This is a genomic window from Crossiella sp. S99.2 (assembly GCF_023094165.1).
GTDB lineage: Bacteria > Actinomycetota > Actinomycetes > Mycobacteriales > Pseudonocardiaceae > Crossiella.
In genome coordinates, this window is the sequence record NZ_JALMDK010000003.1 from 108,074 (window position 1) to 125,613 (window position 17,540).

At 71.4% G+C, this 17,540-nt stretch carries 20 protein-coding genes; 13 read left to right on the forward strand and 7 right to left on the reverse strand.

The features are described 5' to 3' along the window. Nucleotides 1–9 precede the first annotated feature (9 nt). Nucleotides 10–231, forward strand: coding sequence for an RNA-binding S4 domain-containing protein (locus tag MZC64_RS11695; RefSeq protein WP_247757298.1), 222 nt, complete (start codon nt 10–12; stop codon nt 229–231). Here the strand turns inward: MZC64_RS11695 and MZC64_RS11700 are convergent. After that, nucleotides 221–2,509, reverse strand: a complete 2,289-nt coding sequence (locus MZC64_RS11700) for a LuxR C-terminal-related transcriptional regulator (RefSeq protein WP_247757296.1) — start codon at nt 2,507–2,509, stop codon at nt 221–223. The genes MZC64_RS11695 and MZC64_RS11700 overlap by 11 nt on opposite strands. 170 nt (nt 2,510–2,679) lie before the next feature. On the opposite strand from MZC64_RS11700, the gene MZC64_RS11705 reads away from it, so the two are divergent. The 3 genes from MZC64_RS11705 to MZC64_RS11715 are packed head-to-tail and all read left to right on the forward strand — an operon-like array spanning nt 2,680 to nt 5,642. Next, entirely contained in the window at nt 2,680–3,393 is a 714-nt protein-coding gene (locus MZC64_RS11705; protein ID WP_247757295.1) for an STAS domain-containing protein, read from the forward strand. Nucleotides 3,394–3,412: 19 nt separating this feature from the next. After that, nucleotides 3,413–4,024, forward strand: a complete 612-nt coding sequence (locus tag MZC64_RS11710) for a TetR/AcrR family transcriptional regulator (RefSeq protein WP_247757293.1) — start codon at nt 3,413–3,415, stop codon at nt 4,022–4,024. Beyond that, complete coding sequence (locus tag MZC64_RS11715; RefSeq protein WP_247757292.1) at nt 4,008–5,642, forward strand: isovaleryl-CoA dehydrogenase; 1,635 nt, start codon at nt 4,008–4,010, stop codon at nt 5,640–5,642. Before MZC64_RS11710 ends, MZC64_RS11715 begins: the two co-directional genes overlap by 17 nt. On the opposite strand, the gene MZC64_RS11720 is transcribed toward MZC64_RS11715, so the two are convergent. Then, a complete protein-coding gene (locus MZC64_RS11720; RefSeq protein WP_247757291.1) occupies nt 5,611–6,750 on the reverse strand; it encodes a glycoside hydrolase family 105 protein in 1,140 nt (379 codons plus the stop codon). The genes MZC64_RS11715 and MZC64_RS11720 overlap by 32 nt on opposite strands. Before the next feature lie 232 nt (nt 6,751–6,982). Here MZC64_RS11720 and MZC64_RS11725 point away from each other — a divergent pair, with 232 nt between their 5' ends. From MZC64_RS11725 to MZC64_RS11760, 8 genes are all read left to right on the forward strand, one after another. Further along, nucleotides 6,983–7,888 (forward strand): hypothetical protein, encoded by a 906-nt coding sequence (locus tag MZC64_RS11725; RefSeq protein ID WP_247757290.1) that lies wholly within the window; start codon nt 6,983–6,985, stop codon nt 7,886–7,888. A gap of 198 nt (nt 7,889–8,086) precedes the next feature. Then, on the forward strand, nt 8,087–8,500 hold the full coding sequence (locus MZC64_RS11730) for a peptidase inhibitor family I36 protein (RefSeq protein ID WP_247757289.1): 414 nt from the start codon (nt 8,087–8,089) through the stop codon (nt 8,498–8,500). Nucleotides 8,501–8,661: 161 nt separating this feature from the next. Further along, complete coding sequence (locus MZC64_RS11735) at nt 8,662–9,093, forward strand: DUF6292 family protein (RefSeq protein WP_247757288.1); 432 nt, start codon at nt 8,662–8,664, stop codon at nt 9,091–9,093. A 113-nt stretch (nt 9,094–9,206) separates the two neighbouring features. Continuing rightward, a complete protein-coding gene (locus MZC64_RS11740; protein ID WP_247757287.1) occupies nt 9,207–9,620 on the forward strand; it encodes an SSI family serine proteinase inhibitor in 414 nt (137 codons plus the stop codon). Between the two features lie 125 nt (nt 9,621–9,745). Then, nucleotides 9,746–10,243 (forward strand): hypothetical protein, encoded by a 498-nt coding sequence (locus MZC64_RS11745; protein WP_247757286.1) that lies wholly within the window; start codon nt 9,746–9,748, stop codon nt 10,241–10,243. A 206-nt stretch (nt 10,244–10,449) separates the two neighbouring features. Beyond that, the gene (locus tag MZC64_RS11750; protein ID WP_247757285.1) at nt 10,450–11,553 is read left to right on the forward strand and encodes a glutamate--cysteine ligase; all 1,104 of its coding nucleotides are present in this window, start codon (nt 10,450–10,452) and stop codon (nt 11,551–11,553) included. 39 nt (nt 11,554–11,592) lie between these two features. Next, the gene (locus MZC64_RS11755) at nt 11,593–11,943 is read left to right on the forward strand and encodes a metalloregulator ArsR/SmtB family transcription factor (protein ID WP_247757284.1); all 351 of its coding nucleotides are present in this window, start codon (nt 11,593–11,595) and stop codon (nt 11,941–11,943) included. Further along, nucleotides 11,940–12,575, forward strand: coding sequence for an SRPBCC family protein (locus tag MZC64_RS11760; protein WP_247757283.1), 636 nt, complete (start codon nt 11,940–11,942; stop codon nt 12,573–12,575). The genes MZC64_RS11755 and MZC64_RS11760 overlap by 4 nt, the downstream gene beginning before the upstream one ends. A gap of 138 nt (nt 12,576–12,713) precedes the next feature. Here MZC64_RS11760 and MZC64_RS11765 read toward each other — a convergent pair whose 3' ends face one another. The 3 genes from MZC64_RS11765 to MZC64_RS11775 all read right to left on the reverse strand — a co-directional run bounded on the left by MZC64_RS11765 (nt 12,714) and on the right by MZC64_RS11775 (nt 15,982). Further along, the gene (locus MZC64_RS11765; protein ID WP_247757282.1) at nt 12,714–13,541 is read right to left on the reverse strand and encodes a LytTR family DNA-binding domain-containing protein; all 828 of its coding nucleotides are present in this window, start codon (nt 13,539–13,541) and stop codon (nt 12,714–12,716) included. A 122-nt stretch (nt 13,542–13,663) separates the two neighbouring features. Further along, the gene (lpdA, locus tag MZC64_RS11770; RefSeq protein WP_247757281.1) at nt 13,664–15,067 is read right to left on the reverse strand and encodes a dihydrolipoyl dehydrogenase; all 1,404 of its coding nucleotides are present in this window, start codon (nt 15,065–15,067) and stop codon (nt 13,664–13,666) included. A gap of 105 nt (nt 15,068–15,172) precedes the next feature. Beyond that, nucleotides 15,173–15,982, reverse strand: coding sequence for an NmrA family NAD(P)-binding protein (locus MZC64_RS11775; RefSeq protein WP_247757280.1), 810 nt, complete (start codon nt 15,980–15,982; stop codon nt 15,173–15,175). A gap of 55 nt (nt 15,983–16,037) precedes the next feature. Here MZC64_RS11775 and MZC64_RS11780 point away from each other — a divergent pair, with 55 nt between their 5' ends. Next, the gene (locus MZC64_RS11780) at nt 16,038–16,364 is read left to right on the forward strand and encodes a helix-turn-helix domain-containing protein (RefSeq protein WP_185004778.1); all 327 of its coding nucleotides are present in this window, start codon (nt 16,038–16,040) and stop codon (nt 16,362–16,364) included. On the opposite strand, the gene MZC64_RS11785 is transcribed toward MZC64_RS11780, so the two are convergent. Both MZC64_RS11785 and MZC64_RS11790 read right to left on the reverse strand, forming a co-directional pair. Further along, the gene (locus tag MZC64_RS11785) at nt 16,318–17,148 is read right to left on the reverse strand and encodes an alpha/beta hydrolase (RefSeq protein ID WP_247757279.1); all 831 of its coding nucleotides are present in this window, start codon (nt 17,146–17,148) and stop codon (nt 16,318–16,320) included. The two genes, MZC64_RS11780 and MZC64_RS11785, sit on opposite strands and share 47 nt — an antisense overlap. Further along, the gene (locus MZC64_RS11790; protein ID WP_247757278.1) at nt 17,145–17,471 is read right to left on the reverse strand and encodes a phosphopantetheine-binding protein; all 327 of its coding nucleotides are present in this window, start codon (nt 17,469–17,471) and stop codon (nt 17,145–17,147) included. Before MZC64_RS11790 ends, MZC64_RS11785 begins: the two co-directional genes overlap by 4 nt. Nucleotides 17,472–17,540 lie beyond the last annotated feature (69 nt).

The window sequence follows — 17,540 nt, forward strand, 5'->3', positions numbered from 1 at the left end:
GATGGGCACATGGGCAGCATCCGCACGGTGGAGATCCGCGACAACATGATCCGGCTCGGTCAGTTCCTCAAACTGGCCGGGCTGGCCGAGGACGGCGGCGAGGCGAAGACGCTGATCGAGGAGGAAGAGGTCACCGTGAACGGGCGCCTGGAGACCCGGCGTGGCGCGCAGTTGCACGACGGCGACGTGGTCGCGGTGGGGGAGAACAAGGCCAGGGTGATCACCGCCTGATCCGCTGGGCCACCCAGGCCGCCACCTGGGACCGCGACCGCAGTCCCAGCCGGGCCAGGATGTGCTCCAGGTGCGCCTCCGCGGTGCGCTGCGCGATGGTCAGCTCGCGGGCGATCTCCTTGTTGCTCAACCCCAGCGCGACCAGCTCGGCCACCTCCAGCTGCCGCCGGGTCAGCGCCTGCGGGGCCGGTGGCGTGCTGAGCAGCTCCTCGGCGTAGGCCACCGCCTGGGCCAGGTCGAACCGCAGACCGCGCCGCCGGGCCGCGTCGAACTCCCTGGCGGACAAGGACTTCCGGATCCGCGCGGTGGCCTGGTCGCGGTAGCGGACCATGGTGGGGATGGCGAAGAAGCTGGTGCCGATCGGGGTCAGCACCGACTCCACCGCGCCGGTCAGGCAGGCCGCCTCGGCCGCCCGCCCGGCCGCGGCGGCGCTCCACATCAGCACCTCCAGGCTCATGCCGAGGCCGACCCGGTCGGCGAAGGCGCGTTTGGCCCGGATGCTCTCCAGCAGCAACGGTCCCGCCTCGGCCGGCCGCCCGGACACCCACAGCGCCAGGCCCATCAGGGTCTGGCCCCAGGACCGCAGCCACACCTCGCCGGCCGCCTCGGCGTCGGCGATGGCCGCCCGGCTCAGCGCGATCGCCGCGGTCAGGTCCGCCGACCCGGGGGTGGCGCGCGTGCTGTGGCACAGCGCGGCCTTGATCTGGGTGAGGCAGATCGCCAGTGCGTCCTGTCCCCGCCGGTGCCGGTCGAGGGCCTCGCGGTAGAGGTCCAGGGCGCGGGCGGTCTCGCCCTGGTACATCGCCATGGTGGCCTGGTACTGGATCGCGTAGGCCAGGGTGGCCGCCGAGCCCAGTCCGCGGGCCAGCGCCTCGCCCTCGTCCACCCGCAGTCGCGCGGTGGGCAGATCGCCGCACACCAGCGCGGTCAGCGCGGCCACCCACAGCGCGCCCGCCCGCAGCTCGGTCGGCTCCGGCGCGGCGGCCAGGCACCGGTTCAGCCACAGCTGGCCCTCCTGCACGGCCCCGCAGGCCGCCCAGTACCAGCCGAGCGCGGTGACCAGGCGCAGCGCCTCGGGCGCGTCCCCCGGTTCGGACAGGCTGAACTCCAGGGCGGCCCGCAGGTTGCCCAGGTCGGCGTCGCAGCGCCGGCTCCACCGGGCCTGGTCGGGGCCGTGCCATTCGGACTGGAAGTCCAGGGCCATGGCCAGGTAGTGGTCCCGGTGCGCGCGCCGCCTGCCGGTCAGCTCCGCGCGGCCGAGCAGCCGGTCCCGGCCGTACTGGCGGATGGTCTCCAGCATCCGGTAGCGGGTGCGGTGCCCGTCGTTCTCCCTGGTCACCACGGATTTGTCGACCAGCCCGGTGAGCGTGTCCAGCACCTGTGATCCGGGTAGGCCGGGGCCGGTGGCGATCTGCTCGGCGGCGGCCAGGTCGAACCCGCCCGCGCAGACCGAGAGCCGTTCCCACAGCAGGCCCTCGGCGGCCGAGCACAGCCCGAAGCTCCAGGCCACGGTGGCCAGCATGGTCTGCTGCCGGGGGTTGGCCGGGCCGCTGCCCGCGCGCGGTTCGAAGCGCTGGTCCAAGCGGTCCAGCAGGGCTTCGGGGCCGCAGCCGGGCAGCCGGGCCGCGGCCAGTTCGATGGCCAGGGGAATGCCTTCCAGGCGGCGGCAGAGCTGGGCGATCGGCTCCCGGTTGGCCGCGTGCACGGTGAGTCCGCCGCGGATGAGCAGCAGCCGGACCGCGCCGTACTCGCGTAACTCGGCCAGGGTCAGCCGCCGGTCCGCGGGCGGCACGGCCAGTGGTGGCACCGGCAGCAGGTGTTCGCCGTCGATGCCGAGCGGCTGGCGGCCGGTGGCCAGCACGGTCAGGCCGGGCGCGCAGGCCAGCAGCGCGCTGACCAGTTCGGCGCAGGCGTCGATGAGGTGTTCGCAGTTGTCCAGCACCAGCAGCAACCGCCGGGTGCGCAGGAACTCGCGCATCGCGGTCAGCGGCGGTTCGCTGGAGCGTTCGGCGCCCAGGCGGTCGGACACGGTCTGGGCGAGCAGCCGCGGATCGTCCAGGGGGGCCAGTTCGACGTGCCAGACGCCGTCGGGGTAGGCCCGCCGGTTCTGTGCGGCCACCCGCACCGCGAGCCTGCTCTTGCCCACCCCGCCCGGTCCGGTGAATGTGACGAGACGGTGGTCGTGCAGCAGCTGCCTGGCCCTGGCCGTCTCCCGGGTGCGGTCCACAAAGCTGGTCATGTCGACCGGCAGGTTGCCGAGCGGAGCCGCCGAGGACATTGCGTGCACATTACGGCACTCTCCGTAGAAGATCATTTTCTTGTGGTTGGTTCCAGATACATGCAAACTGCAAATATCACAAAATGCAGTAGTACTCCCGATGTGCCGGTCGGCGACTCCGTGTGACCGTTCCGGTACCGCAAGGCAGGGCAACTCACAGGAGGCGCCCGGTGGACGGCACCGGTTTTCTGGATGTCGAGGTTCGGGACGAGGCGCGGGTACGGGTCGTCGGACTACGCGGCGAGCTGGACCGGATCGCGTGTTACGAGGTACGCGAGCTGCTACTGGGGCTGGCGGTGGAGCGCCCGCGGGCGCTGGTGGTGGAGCTGGGCGAGATCAGGGTGGTCTCGCCCGCGTTGCTGGTGGTCTTCGACGTGGTCGCGGCCGAGACCGCGGAATGGCCTGGCGTGCCGGTGCTGCTGGTCATCTCCAGCCCCGCGGTGCGACTGATCTTCGCCGCGGCCGGACTGCCCGAGCGGGTGCTGGTCTGCGACAGCGTGCCCCAGGCGATGGCCGCGCTGGAGACCGGTCCGCGCGCCCGGCGACTGCGACTACCGGTGCCCGCCTCGCCCTCGGGGGAGTTGCTGGCCAGGGCCGCGGCTGAGCAGGTCTGCCACAGCTGGCGGCTGCCCGGACTCACTCAAGTGCTGCCGCCGGTGGCCGCGGACCTGATCGCGCACATCGCCGCCGAACGCGGCGAGTGCGTGACGCTGCAGTTCTGGACGGATGTGCAGCGGATGGTGGTCTCGGTGCGCGGGCTGCTGCGTGGCGACGCCGAGCTGACGGTGCCCGCCTGGCAGGACACGGTGTCCGGGCACACCCCGACCGGGGACGGCGGCGTGGTCGTGTGGACCTCCCTGGGACTGGCTTGCGTGAAGGACTGAATCGCGGTTCACTCCTTGCATGGCCTACCGCCGCACGCCCTCGGTCGACGCGCGCCGCGCCGCGACCAGGGACCGCGTCCTCGGCGTGACCAGGGAACTCCTCGCCGAGTCCGGGTACGCCGGGTGCTCGATCGCGGCCGTGGCCAAGCGGGCCGGGGTCGCGGCGGGCTCGGTGTACCTGCACTTCCCGACCAAGGCCGACCTGCTCGCCGAGGCGTTCCGTTTGGTGGTGCGGCACGAGGTCGAGGCGGTGGCGCAGGCGGTGCTGGCCGCCCCGGACCACCGGGCCGGGGTGATCGCGGTGGTGGAGACCTTCGCCGGCCGCGCGCTGAAAGCACCCCGGCTGGCCTACGCGCTGCTGGCCGAACCCATTGACGCCGCGGTGGAACGGGAGCGGCTGCGCTTCCGGATCGCCTTCCGGGACATCGTGGCCGAGGTCCTGGACCGGGCGGTCCGCGACGGCGAGCTGCCGCCGCAGAACCCGGCGGTCACCGCGGCCGCGCTGGTCGGCGCGGTCGGCGAAGTCCTGGTCGGCCCCCTGGCCGCCGGACACGCCACCCCCGACACCATCCCGAACCTGATCTCCTTCTGCTTACGCGCGATCGGAGTCGACGATGCCGTCCACCCATGAGGTCACCAACCAGGTCCCGCCGCTGACCGGCCACGACACCGCCGCCGACCCGGCGCTGCTGGACGGGCTGCACCGGGAGGGCGCCGGCTGGGCCGAACCCGAACTGCACGAGCTGGGCGAGCTGGCCGGGAGTGCGCAGGCCCAGGAATGGGGCCGTCAGGCCGAGGAGCACCCGCCGGTGCTGCGCACGCACGACCGGTACGGGCACCGCATCGACGAGGTCGAGTTCCACCCGGCCTGGCACCAGCTGATGACCGTCGCGGTCGGCCACGGCCTGCACGCCGCGCCCTGGGCCGATCAGCGGCCGGGCGCGCATGTGGCCCGTGCGGCCAAGTTCCTGGCCTGGAGCCAGGTCGAGGCCGGGCACGGCTGCCCGATCTCGATGACCTACGCCGCGGTGCCCGCGCTGCGCGCCACCCCGGAACTGGCCGCCCGCTATGAGCCGCTGCTGTCCGCCCCGGTCTATGACTTCGGGCTGCGCGAACCGTCCGGCAAGCGCGGGCTGATCGCGGGCATGTCGATGACGGAGAAGCAGGGTGGTTCCGACGTCCGGGCCAACACCACCCGGGCCACCCCGTCCGGCGGCGGCGAGTACAGCCTGGTGGGGCACAAGTGGTTCACCAGCGCGCCGATGTCGGACCTGTTCCTCACCCTGGCCCAGGCCCCCGGCGGCCTGTCCTGCTTCGTGCTGCCCAGAGTCCTGCCGGACGGCTCCCGCAACCGGATCCAGTTGCAGCGGCTCAAGGACAAGCTGGGCAACAAGTCCAACGCCTCCGCCGAGATCGAGTACGACCAGGCGGCGGGCTGGCTGGTCGGCGAGGAGGGCCGCGGGGTCCGCACCATCATCGAGATGGTCAACATGACCCGCCTCGATTGCTGCCTGGGCGCGGCGGCCGGGATGCGGGCCGCGGTGGTCCAGGCCGTGCACCACGCCACCCACCGCTGGGCCTTCGGCAAAGCCCTGGTGGACCAGCCGCTGATGGCGACCGTGCTGGCCGACCTGGTGGTCGAGTCCGAGGCCGCCACCAGCCTGGCACTGCGGCTGGCCGGGGCCACCGACCGGGCCCAGCGCGGCGACGAGCAGGAGGCGTTGTTCCGCCGGATCGGGCTGGCGGTGGCCAAGTACTGGCTGTGCAAACGCGGGCCCTCCCATGCCGCCGAGGCGCTGGAATGCCTGGGCGGCAACGGGTACGTGGAGGAGTCCGGCATGCCCCGGCTCTACCGCGAGGCCCCGCTGCTCTCCATCTGGGAGGGCTCGGGCAACGTGGCCGCGCTGGACGCGCTGCGCGCCATGGGCCGCCAGCCCGAGACCGTGCACGCGTTCTTCGCCGAGGTGGACACCGCGCACGGCCTGGACCCACGTCTGGACGCCTTCGCCGACAAGGTGCGCGCCGAGCTGACGGACCTCACCGACATCGAGGCCCGCGCCCGGCGCGTGGTGGAGCGGATGGCGTTGCTGCTACAAGGAGTTCAGCTGGTTCGGCACGGCAGCCCGGCGGTGGCCGAGGCGTTCTGCGCGAGCAGGCTGGGCGGCGATTGGGGCCACGCCTTCGGCACCCTGCCCGCCGGACTGGAGGTCAAGGCGATCATCGACCGGGCGCGAGCTGTTCGTTCATGATCAGGAACGCGCCGAGGCCGTGCGGATCGTTGGTGATCCGCTTGCGCTGGTAGTAGTACCCGGCATCGCCCACGCCAGTGCCCTCCACGATGTCCTGCACATCGGCCACCCCGCGCGAGTCCACGACCACCTTCGCCAGCACCCCGCGGTACCCACGCTGCGCGTTGTCCAGGTGACGGCGATCCAGGTAACCCTGCTGAACTCCCTTGGACAGCAGGTAGGTGTACATGGCCGATGCCGAGGTCTCGGTCCAGTTCCGGGGATCCGCGGCCTTGTCCACCACCTGGAACCAGCGGCCGGTGTCCCGGTCCTGGTAGCGGGCGAAGCCCTGGGCGAGGTGGCGCACGTAGCCGATCAGCTCACCGCGGCGGGGATGGGTGCCGGGCAGGATGTCCAGGAGGTCCACCGCGGCCATGCCGAACCAGCCGATCGCCCGCGCCCAGTGCTCCCCGGAACGTTTGGCCGGGTTCTGCGACCACGAGGTGTCGCCCTGCTCGTCGTAGGCGTGGAAGAGCAGGCCGTTGGGCGCGTTGAGGTGCCGGAAGTAGACGGCCAGGTTGTCCAGGGCCTCGGTGTAGGCGTACGTCTCGTCGCCGTAAGCCTTGCCGTACATGGCCAGGAAGGGTTGCGCCATGTACACCCCATCGGCCCAGAGCTGGCCTGCGAAGCCGTTGTTGTGCCACATGCCGCCGTCGCCGGTCCTGGGATAGCCGGTGATGGCTCCCCGGATCCGGTCCGCGGCACGCTTGTAGCGCGGGTCCCCGGTCTCGGCGTGCAACACGATCAGCAGGGTGCCCGCGCGCATGGCGTCCAGGTTGTCGAACCGGATGCTCATCTCCCCGTCCGGATTGACGAACCGGTCGGTCCAGGCACGCAGGTAATCCAGGTAACGGCGGTCGCCGGTGCGTTTGTAGACCAGGTACTGCCCGTGCAGGTAGAGGCCCTGGGTGTAGGCCCAGCCGCCCAGGGTGGCGGGGGAGTGACGGCGCATCGTGGAATCCACCACGGCGCGGGACAGGTCGGTCGCCGGGGCGGCGACCACGGGCGTGACCGGACTGGCCGCGAGCGCGGCGCTGAGCAGCAGGGCGAGGACGCTTCCGCGGGACATGTCCTGAACAGCTACCGGAGCCGGATCGGGGTAATCAAAGCTAATGGCCGGGACCGGACAGGTGAACCGCCTGCCCGATGGGGCGGCGATGAGGGCAGGAAACCCCGCGTGGCATACCGATGAGGTGTCCGGCCGTCGCGGATCTCGGCCACCCTCGCCGATGCTGGCGGCGAAACGCGGACCAGATCGAATGTGTGTCCACAGTGGACAGTCGAGGTGGAGGGGGACCGGTGTGTCGTGGTTCCGGCCGGGGCGAGCCAAGATCGCCGAACCGGCCCGGCGCACCCTGCTGTACCTGATGGCCGGGCCCAGCGCCGGGGTCGCGGTGCGCCAGGCGGTGGGCGGCGACACCGGCGCCATCGCGGGCACCGTCGACCTGCCCGGCCTGAGCACCGCCGCGGTCACCGAAGCCGTGCACGCCCTCACCGCCGCCACCGCCCCCGGCCCCGACCTGGACCCCGCGGTCCGGATGGCCCTGCTCAGTCACGCCCTGGCCGAGACCGGCCGCCGGATCTGGGCGCCGGTGCTGGCGGAATGGCCGGACCTGCGCACCGACCGGGTCGAACTGGCCCCGGTCGGCGACCTGCTGTACCTGCCCCTGCACACAGCGCTGATCGAGGACGCCCCCGCCTGCACGGTGCTGGACCTGGCGGTCCGGGTGCCGCTGCACGCCCCGGCCACGGTGCCGGTCCCGGTCGGCCACCCGGCGCCGGAGCGGAACGCGGTCCAGGGGAACCCGCGCGACCTGCGTGATCCGGTGGTGGAACGCCGGACCTGCCACGGGATCCTGGACTCGGACGAGCCCTGGCGCAGCTCAGTCCTGCTCGGCCACCGGCCCCTGTCACCGGACCGGTCCCCGTCAGCTGACCGGTCCGCGCCGGACCGATCCGCACCTCTGGTTGTCGTGTCCGGGGGACGCCTGAGCAGCTTCGACTCCGTCCAGTTCGACACCCTGCCGGTGGTGGGAGCGCTCTGGCCGCTGCCTGACCCGGACGGCACCGCCGAACTCCTCGGTCACCTGCACCGCGCGCTGATCGGCGTCCCCGGCGCGTGTTCCCTGGCCGAGGTGGTCAGCGCCGGGCACCGGCACGGCCTGTCCATCGCGGTCTGGGGACCATTCGTCCACTTCGGTGCTTAACTCTCCGGGCATGGACGCGAGGTCCGGTTCGTGCCAGTCTCGGAGGTGAGGTCCTGGGGGACTGCAATCCATTGCCTGATGCGGCAGCGGCGTGATTCCCCCTGCCTTGCTCACAGTTCAGCACCGAGGAATCCACTCCCCGGTCCCAGGGAACGGCCGCCGATGTTCCCAGGGACGGGGCCGTGTCTGGAGGTCGTTGTGCGCAAGTCCGTATCCCGCACCACCCGGCTCGCCTGCACCGTGCTCGCCTTCACCGTGCTCGCGGTGACCGCCCTGGCTGGATCAACACTGGCCGGATCAACACTGGCCGGCACCGCCGCCGCGGCGCCAGGTTCGCCCTGTCCGCACTCGGGCGCGTTGTGCCTGTGGGACCAGGCGAACTACCAGGGCAACCCGTTCAACGTCCGGGCGCTCGACCCCGCGGTCGGCACCTGTGTCGACCTGTTCGACCACAAGTGGGGCGAGGGCCGGGCCAAGTCCGGCTTCAACAACGGCGCGCGCACCGCGTCGCTGTTCACCAGCCGGGACTGCACCGGCAGGCCGTACCCGATCGACGCCGGCAGTGGTCACCCGAACATCCCGATCAAGGCCAACAGCGTCTACGTGTACTGATCCCCTGACCACCTGACCTGCTCGTGCCGGCGGCCGCGCCGCCCGCCGGCCCGGACGGTGATCAGGAACACCGAAGTTCTCCACCGCAAGGGTTTGCGGTACGGGCATCCGGTCAACCCCTCGGACACCAACGTCGGACGACAAGTCGAAAGAGGGGCTTCATGACCGGTGCGGTGATGGACACTGACCACGCCTTCGCCCGCGGCCTGGAAGGTTACGTCGCCGAGGTCGCGCGACTGCTCGGCGTCGGTCTGGAGTCCTGCACGATCGACCCCGAGCCCCCGGCCTGGGCCTACCTGGCCCTGGACTGGCGGCTCGATCGTTTCCCCGGACTGGATCTGGCGCTGCTGTGGGAGGAACGCCTCGGCTGGCACGCCGCCCTGGAATCCCGCACCGGCGAGGAACTGATCACCCTGGCCTACCTCGGCGACTCCCTGTTGCCCGCGCCCGCCGAGGTCGTGGGCTTCGTCGCGGACGTCCGAGCGGGCGAGCACCGGCTCGGACAGCCGGTGCCGCCGCAGCCGCGCCGGGTGCCGCGGGCGGAGCTGGCGCGCGGGCTGGCCGCCTACCGGGAACACGCGCACACGGTCTGAGTTCCTGCTTTCAGTGGGTTCCTCGGTTTTACCCGCGAGCTTTCCAATCCGCCACGCGTATACCGACGGGAGCGAGAACCGCTCCCGTCGGTTTTCTGTGTGGAGGCACCACTATGCGCCAACGCTTGTTCGCGACCGCCGCATTCGCCGCGCTGTTCTGTGTGACTGGCCTGACCGCCGGCACCTCGAATGCGGAACCGGTCCAGGCCAGCCGCCTGACGCTGACCATCGCGCAGGGCGAGGACCCGACCCCGGTCGCGTACCGCCGCACCCTGACCTGCCAGCCGCCCGGCGGCGACCACCCTCGGGCCGTCGCCGCCTGCGTTGATCTGACCAGGGCGAACGGCGACTTCCGTCGTCTGCCCGGTGATCCGCGGCACCCGGGCTGTCCGCGGGACTACCGGCCGGTGACGGTCACCGCCAGCGGGCACTGGCAGGGCAGCCAGGTCCGTTTCCAGCACACTTACGCCAATCAGTGCGTACTCGAAGCGGCCACCGGGCCGGTTTTCGACATCCAGCCCAGATAATTGTTTGCACACAGACGCGCGGTATCCCCGATTGATCGCAACGGGAAATCCTGGACCGCGGCGCCGATGTCCTGCCTAATGGGGAACGTTCGTAAGTTCGCCGCCATTTTCGGAGGTTGAAAGTCATGCGGTTGCGCGCATTGGTAGTCGCCGCGTTCGTCGGCCTGACCACCCTGGTCACCGGCGTGTCCGCCAACGCCGCCCCGATCCCGGACACGGTGATCACCGACCAGTTCCAGGTCCGCGCCCAGAGCGGCACGGTCGCCACCATCTGTTCCATCCAACTGCGGGCGCAGTGGCCCTCGGACACCGCGAACGTGCGGATCGCCTTCCAGGGCCGCACGAACTGCGGCGCCCCGATGATCATGACCGGCCAGGCGGCCCTCTACAACGAGACCCGCCAGGTCGAACAGGTCGGCCCGCGGTTCGGCTTCGCCTACCTGTACCAGGGCCTGAGCGCCGGCAGCTACAACCCGGTTACCCGTGGCGCCGAGCAGATCCTGGGCTACACCACCACAGTGGTCGCACCGCAGGGCCAGGTGTGGCGGCAGGCCCCTCGTCAGTGCACCGGTCTGTACACCCGGGTGCTGAACTGCTCGTTCGAGCGGTCCTTCGTGGTGTGACCCCACCGCACGGGCTGACCACACGGCAGTGACCAGCGGGGCCCGGGACGACCTCCCGGGCCCCGCGTCCCAGACGACCGGCACGCCGGCCGGGGCCACCCGGTCACCCCTCGGCGTGCCGGCCGTCGACGTCTGGATAGCGCCAGGCAAGTCAGTGGGCCGGAAGTCCGGTCTTGCGGATCGGCGGGAGTGGGTACCCGGGTGCGATGACGCTGACAGTCGGGGTCGAGGAGGAGTTTCTGCTGGTGGATCCGGCCTCTGGACGGCCGATCCGCGCTGCCGGGGCGGTGCTGGACCGGGCCGCCTCGTTCGAGTCCGGTCACCTGCACACCGAACTGATGAACACCCAGGTCGAGGCCGCCACCGGGGTCTGTGCCGGACTGACCGAACTCGGTGCGCAGCTGACCGAGGCCCGCACCTGCCTGGACGCGGCGGCAAGGGCGGAGGGGCTGCTGCTGCTCTCCACCGGGACGCCGGTGCTGGACGGCGCGCCGCCCGGCCTGGCCGAGGGGGAGCGGTTCGCCGAGATCGGCCTGCGCTACGCCGGGATCGCCGCCGATTTCCAGGTCTCCGGCTGTCACGTGCACGTCGGGGTGCCGGACCGGGAGACCGCGGTGGCGGTGCTGAACCACGTCCGGCCCTGGCTGCCCACGCTGCTCGCGCTCGCCGGCAACTCGGTGTTCTGGGCCGGCCGGGACACCGGCTACGCGAGCTGGCGGACCGTGTGCCAATCCCGGTTCCCCGGCTCGGGCCTGCCGCCGCGATTCGACTCCGCCGCCGAGTACGACGCCGAGGTGGCCCGACTGGTCGACTGCGGGGTGCTGGTCGATCCGGAGATGACCTTCTGGCTGCTGCGCCCCTCGCCGCGGTACCCGACCCTGGAGTTCCGGGTCGCCGACGCGGTGCCCACCGCCGCCGACGCACTGCTGCAGGCCGCGCTGAGCCGGGCACTGGTGCACACCGGACTGTCCGAAGTGGACGCCGGCCGGCCCGCGCCCGCACTGGGCGAGCAAGTCGCCGCGGCGGCGCTGTGGTCGGCTGCCCGCTACGGCCTGCGCGGACTGGCCGTGCACCCGATCTACGAGGAACGGCTGCCCGCCACCGATCTGCTCACCGAGTTGCTCAACTGGGTCCGCCCGGCCCTGGCCGAGCTGGGCGACCTGGAACTGGTGCGCAGTCTGCTGGAACTGGTCCGCACCAGGGGAATCGGCGCGGACCGGCAGCGCGCGGCGGCCGCCGGCGGGCCGGACGCGGTGCTGGATCTCCTGGCCGCGGAGGTGGTCCGGTCCGAGCAGCCCGCACTCATTTAAGTATTGACTTATATAAGCGGCTGCGGTGATGATGGCCGGGTGCACGCGTTCGACGTACTCGGTGACCCGGTCCGCAGGCGGATCCTGGAGCTGCTCGCCAGTGGTGAGCAGAGTTCGGGAGAGCTGACCGCGATCATCCGCGCCGAGTTCGGGATCTCCCAGCCCGGCGTCTCCCAGCACCTGCGGGTGTTGCGGGACAACGGGTTCACCACGGTGCGCGCCGAAGGGGCCCGTCGCCTGTACGCGGTGGACCCGGCGCCGCTGCGGGAGGTCGACGGGTGGCTGGACCAGTTCCGCGGATTCTGGAACCAGCACCTGGACGCCCTCGCCACCGAACTGGCCCGGGGAAAACGGGCCCGCCGCCTCGCCGAACCAAAGGACAAGCAATGATCGACATCGCCCAGCAGCTGGCCGCGATCCACCGTGCGGTCGGCAACCGCACCCTGGACGAGAGTGACGTGGTCGCGGTGACCCTGCGCCGGGAGTACGAGGCCGAGATCGCCGACGTCTGGGACGCCGTCACCGATCCGGACCGGGTGCGCCGCTGGTTCCTGCCGCTGTCCGGCGACCTCCGCGAGGGCGGCGCGTTCCAGCTGGAGGGCAACGCGGGCGGGGACATCCTGACCTGCCAGGCGCCCCGGCTGCTCAAGGTCACTTTCGGCGGCCCGGTCAGCCTGGTCACCCTCACCCTGACCGAGGGCGGCAAGCCGGAGACCACCGTGCTGGAACTGGACCACACGGTGCCCAAGGAGATGGCGGGCAGCGGCGCGGGCGCGCTCTACGTCGGACCCGGCTGGGACGGCGCCTTCCTCGGCCTGGCCCTGTACCTGGCGGGCGAGCGGACCGAGGACCCGGTGGCCGCGGCCAACTCCACCGAGGGCCAGACCTTCTCCCTGGGCTCGGTGCGGGCCTGGGAACAGATCGTGCGCGAGTCGGGCACCGCGACCGAGGAGGAACTGGCCGCGGCGGTCGAGGTGTCCCTGGCCCAGTTCGCGCCAGCGCTGCAGGACCCGAAGTCCTAAGTGGACGGTGGTGTCGCCACGGGCGCGGTCAACCCTTGGCCGCCCCCGCGGTGCTGCCCCGCATCGGCAAGCCCAGCCACCCTCGCGTCTGCTGCCGGTACCTGATCCCGTTGTGGCGCCGGGGAAAGCGCCGCGTGCTCAGCGTCGCCGCGAACTGATCCCGGCCTGCCGCATCAGCAGATCCCGCACCTGGCCGGCGTGTCGCCTGCTGACCGCGAGCACCACCTCGTCCAGGCACACCGTCATCGCCCCGCCCTCCATCCGCAACGCGGTGATCGCCCGCACCGCGACCAGCCTGCTCCGGTGGATCCGCACGAACCCCGCATCCGCCCACCGCTTCTCCAGGGTGGCCAGCGCCGCCCGCACCAGGTGGCTGCCCTGGGCGGTGTGCAGCCGGACGTAGTCGCCCTGCGCCTCGGCCCAGCGCACCGCCGACAACGGCACGGTCCGGGTGATCCCGGCCAGCTCCACCGAGATCAGCTCGTCCGCGGCGGGCCGGGGCGGCGGCGGCAACGGCGAGTCCGGGACGGCGCGCTGTGCCAAGGCGAGCAGCACCCGGTGCACCGCTTCGGCCAGTCGTTCCGTCCGCACTGGTTTGAGCAGGTAGTCCACTGCCTTCAACTCGAAGGCGTCCACCGCGAAATCCCCGTGCCCGGTGACGAAGACGATCACCGGGGGAGTGGCGAACCGGGACAGCAGCCGGGCCAGGTCCGGCCCGCTCAGTCCGGGCATCCGCACATCCAGGAACACCGCGTCCGGCGGCGTGCCCGCCTCGGTGGCCTGGGCCAGATAGCGCAACGCGGTCAGGCTCTGGGTGGCCCCGTCCACCGGCCCGAGCCGGGAATCCTGGCGCAACAGGTGCAGCAGCTCGCGCAGCACCGGTTCCTCATCGTCGATGACCAGCACCCGCGGCCCGTGGCCGGTCCGGTCGTCACGATGGATTCCGCGCGAGCCCGGATCAGGCACCGAGACACCCCCATGGCGGTGAAGAGCGGACCCAGATCTTCCCGCGCCGCAAGGCACACCGCCAAGAGGATGTTCGACTGAGTGTTCCCCCGGAGTGCGATACCCCGGGGGAACACCCGTTGTCACATATTGATCATGTGTCCGGCGAGGCCGTGGATGGCCTCCTTGACCGCCTCGCCCAGCGTCGGGTGCGCGTGCACGTTGCGGGCGACCTCGTGCACGGTCAGGTCCCACTGCTGGGCCAGGGTCAGCTCCGGCAGCAGTTCGGTGACCTCAGGGCCGATCAGGTGACCGCCGAGGAACTCGCCGTACTTGGCGTCGGAGATCAGCTTGACGAAGCCGCGGGTGTCGTTGAGCCCCGGCGCCTTGCCGTTGGCGGTGAACGGGAACTTGGCCACCTTGACCTCGTACCCGGCCTCCCGCGCCTGCGCCTCGGTCAGGCCGAAGCTGGCGATCTGCGGCTGGCAGTAGGTCGCGCGCGGGATCATGGTGAAGTCCAGCTCCATGGTCTCCACGTTCGCGATGGTCTCGGCCGCGATCACGCCCATGGCCTCGGCGGCGTGCGCGAGCATCAGCTTCGCGGTGACATCGCCGATGGCGTAGATGCCGGGCACGTTCGTGCGGCCGCGGCCGTCGATCTGGATCGCGCCGCGTTCGGTGAGCGCCACCCCGGTGTTCTCCAGGCCGTAGCCGGTGGTGTTGGGGGCGAAACCGATGGCCTGCAACACCTTGTCCGCGTGCAGCGTCTCCGCGCCCTTCGGCCCGGTGACCTCGATCCGCACCTGCTCGCCGGAGTCGTCGATCCGGTCCACCCTGGTGCTGGTGCGCACCGTGATGCCCAGTTTGCGGTAGTGCTTGGCCAGCTCCTTGGACACCTCCTCGTCCTCCAGGGGGACCAGGCGGTCCAGGAACTCGACGATGGTGACCTCGACCCCGTAGTTGACCAGCACATAGGCGAACTCGACGCCGATCGCGCCGGCCCCGGCGATCACCACGCTGCCGGGCAGCTCCTCGGCCAGGATCTGCTCCTCGTAGGTGACCACGCGGTCGGACAGCGTGGTCCCGGGCAGCAGCCGCGGGGAGGCCCCGGCGGCGATGATGCAGTGCTCGAAGCTGATCGTCTCGGTGCCGCCGTCGGCCAGGGCGACCTGGATCCGCTTGGCGTCCAGGAACGCGCCGCGGCCGGTGAACTCGGTGATGCCGTTCTTGCGCATCAGGAAGTGCACGCCCTTGACCCGGCCGTCGGCGACCTGGCGGCTGCGGCGGTAGGCGGCGCCGTAGTCGACGCTGACCTTCCCGCCCTCGACGGAGAAGCCGTACTCCTGCGCCTCGTGCTGGAAGATGTGCGCCAGCTCGGCGTTGCGCAGCAGCGCCTTCGACGGGATGCAGCCCACGTTGAGACAGACCCCGCCCCAGTAGCGCTCCTCGATCACCGCGGTCCGCAGGCCGAGTTGCGCGGCTCGGATCGCCGCGACGTACCCGCCGGGTCCGGCGCCGAGCACCACGACATCGAAATGTGTACTCACCCGCAACACCCTACGCACGGTCGGCCTAGCAGACCCGCCAGAGGAGGGGCCGGGGCTGGGTGAGCTGTTGCACTTCGTGTTCGTGGCGCCCGGCGCCGGGGTGGCTCAGGCCGGGATGCCCAGCTCGGCCAGCCAGGCCGCGGTGCCCCGCGGTTCGGCGCCCAGCAGCGCTTTCCCGCCCTGCTCGGCGGGGAAGCTCAGGTGCGGCAGGGTGGCGATGTCGCCGTAGGAGGCGGCGACGCCCGCGGCGGCGGCCTCGCCGAGCAGCGGGGCGAGGAGTACCTGGAATTCGGCGGGGGTGAGCTGCTGGTAGCGCACCGGGCGGCCGTGGTGCGCGGCGAACCCGGCGGCCAGTTCCGGGCCGGTGACGGTCTCACCCAGGTGCACCTCTTCGGGCGGGTTCGCCTGAGTCAGCGCGGCCACGGCGGCCTCGGCCACGTCCAGGTGGCTGACCCAGGCGATCGGCTGGTCCGCGCGCACCGGGTAGACCAGGGTGTCCTCGGCGCGCAGCCGGTCCTGGATGGGCGGCAGCAGCAGGTTCTCCCGGAACAGCCGGGGCGCGAGCAGGGTGGCGGGCACCCCGCCTGCCCGCAGCTCGGCGGCCAGGCCGGAGATCGCGGCGAGGCGGTCGTCGCCGACGCCGCCGCTGGTGGAGATGACCACCTGGCGCGGCTTGGCGGCCAGCACGGCGGTGGCCAGTGCCTTGGCCCAGCGACCGGGCGCGGCCGGGTCCGGGGTGATCGGGAAGTGGATGAACGCGGCTTCGACCCCGGCGTAGGCGCTGGTCAGAGAGGGGATGTCGTCGAGTTGTGCGACCGCGCGGGTGAGCGGGCGGACGTCGTGGCCAGTGGCCTTCAGCAGCGCCGCGACGGGGCCGCCCTGGGCGCCGGTGGCGCCGTGCACGAGGTAGGTCATGCCGCTATAGTTCCGACGGGGAATCAGTTTCCTCAAATGAACTAATGGAGTTTGGATGAGTGAGCCGGACCACACTTTGCCGGAGTGTCCGATCGCCCGGTTCCTGACCGTGCTGGAAGGCCCGTGGGCCACCCTGGTCGTCCGGGAGCTGCTCATGGGGCCACGCCGGTTCACCGAGCTGCGGGCCGCACTGCCCGGGATCAGCCCGAAAACCCTGTCCGCGCGGTTGAAGGGACTGGAGCGGACCGGCCTGCTCACCCGCACCCCGTACGCCGAGGTCCCGCCCCGGGTCGAGTACGAACTGACCGAGGCGGGTTACCGGTTGCAGACCGTCTTCACCGCGATGGCCGAATGGGCCGAACGCGATCTGCCGGTGCGCTGAGCGCGTGCTCGCCCAGCCACTCCAGTAACAACGCCCTGGTCAGCGGGGTGCGTTCGATCAGCACTGAATGCTCCTGGTCCGGGATGACCACGGTCCGGCAGCGCGGCAGCAATTTCTCCAGCCAGGGGGCCTGTGCGGCCAGGTCGGACCGGTCGCCGTAGATGCCGAACACCGGCGCCTCGATCGCGGCCACCTCGGCCTCGGTGAGCACCTGGCTGGCCGGGATGTCCTCGGCGATCGTGGTGCTGTGCAACAACTTCGCCGCACCCTTGGCCAGCCGCGCGGTGTGCGGGTTGTACTCGGCGGCGATCCAGGCCAGGGATTCCTCGCGCACCAGTTCCCGCTTGGCCCGCGCCAGGTTGCTCGCCATCTTCGGCTGCCAGGGCGCCAGCGCCGGTTCGGATTCGATGAAGGCCAGGCTGGCCACCAGTTCCGGGTTGGCCGTGGCCAGGCCGAAGGCGACTGTGCCGCCGAAGGAGTTGCCGATCAGGTGCACCGGGCGGCGCACGTTCAACCGGTCCAGCAGATGCCGCAGATCGCCGACGAAACGTTCCAGCTGGTAGCCGCTGGCGGGTCGGTGGCTGCGGCCGTGCCCGCGCAGGTCGTACATCAGCACCTCGTACCCGGCCGCGGCCAGTGCGGGGCCGAGGGTGAAGTAGTAGCTGGCCAGGCTGTCGGTGAGGATGCCGTGCACGCACACCACCATCGGCGCCTCGCGGCCGTCGCCGCGGGGGAGCAGGCGCTGCACGTGCACGTCGAGTCCGCAGACCGTCAACAGGGTCACCGGCGCCGCTCCGTCCCGGCCGCCCGCAGCGCGGCGACGAGGTAGTCGACCAGGTGCCCGACGGTCAGCCCGATCAGCGCGTCCAGGTCCAGCCCGGCCAGGAAGGCGGCCAGGTTCACCGGCTCGCCGTAGCGGTCCCGCAGCGCGGTGGCCAGCTTGACCAGATCGATGCTCTCCAGGTCCAGGTCGTCGTGGAACCGGCACCAGCGGCCGATGGCCACATCGTCGAGTCCGTAGTGCTCCAGCAGGGTCCGGATCATCACGGTGACCTCGGCCAGCACCTCGTCGGCGTCCACCGCCGCCGGTATCGCTAGTTCGGGCATGGGAAATGGCCTTTCGAATCGGCTCAGGGTCCGCCGGACGTTATTGCCGCATAATGAACCTGGTCAACA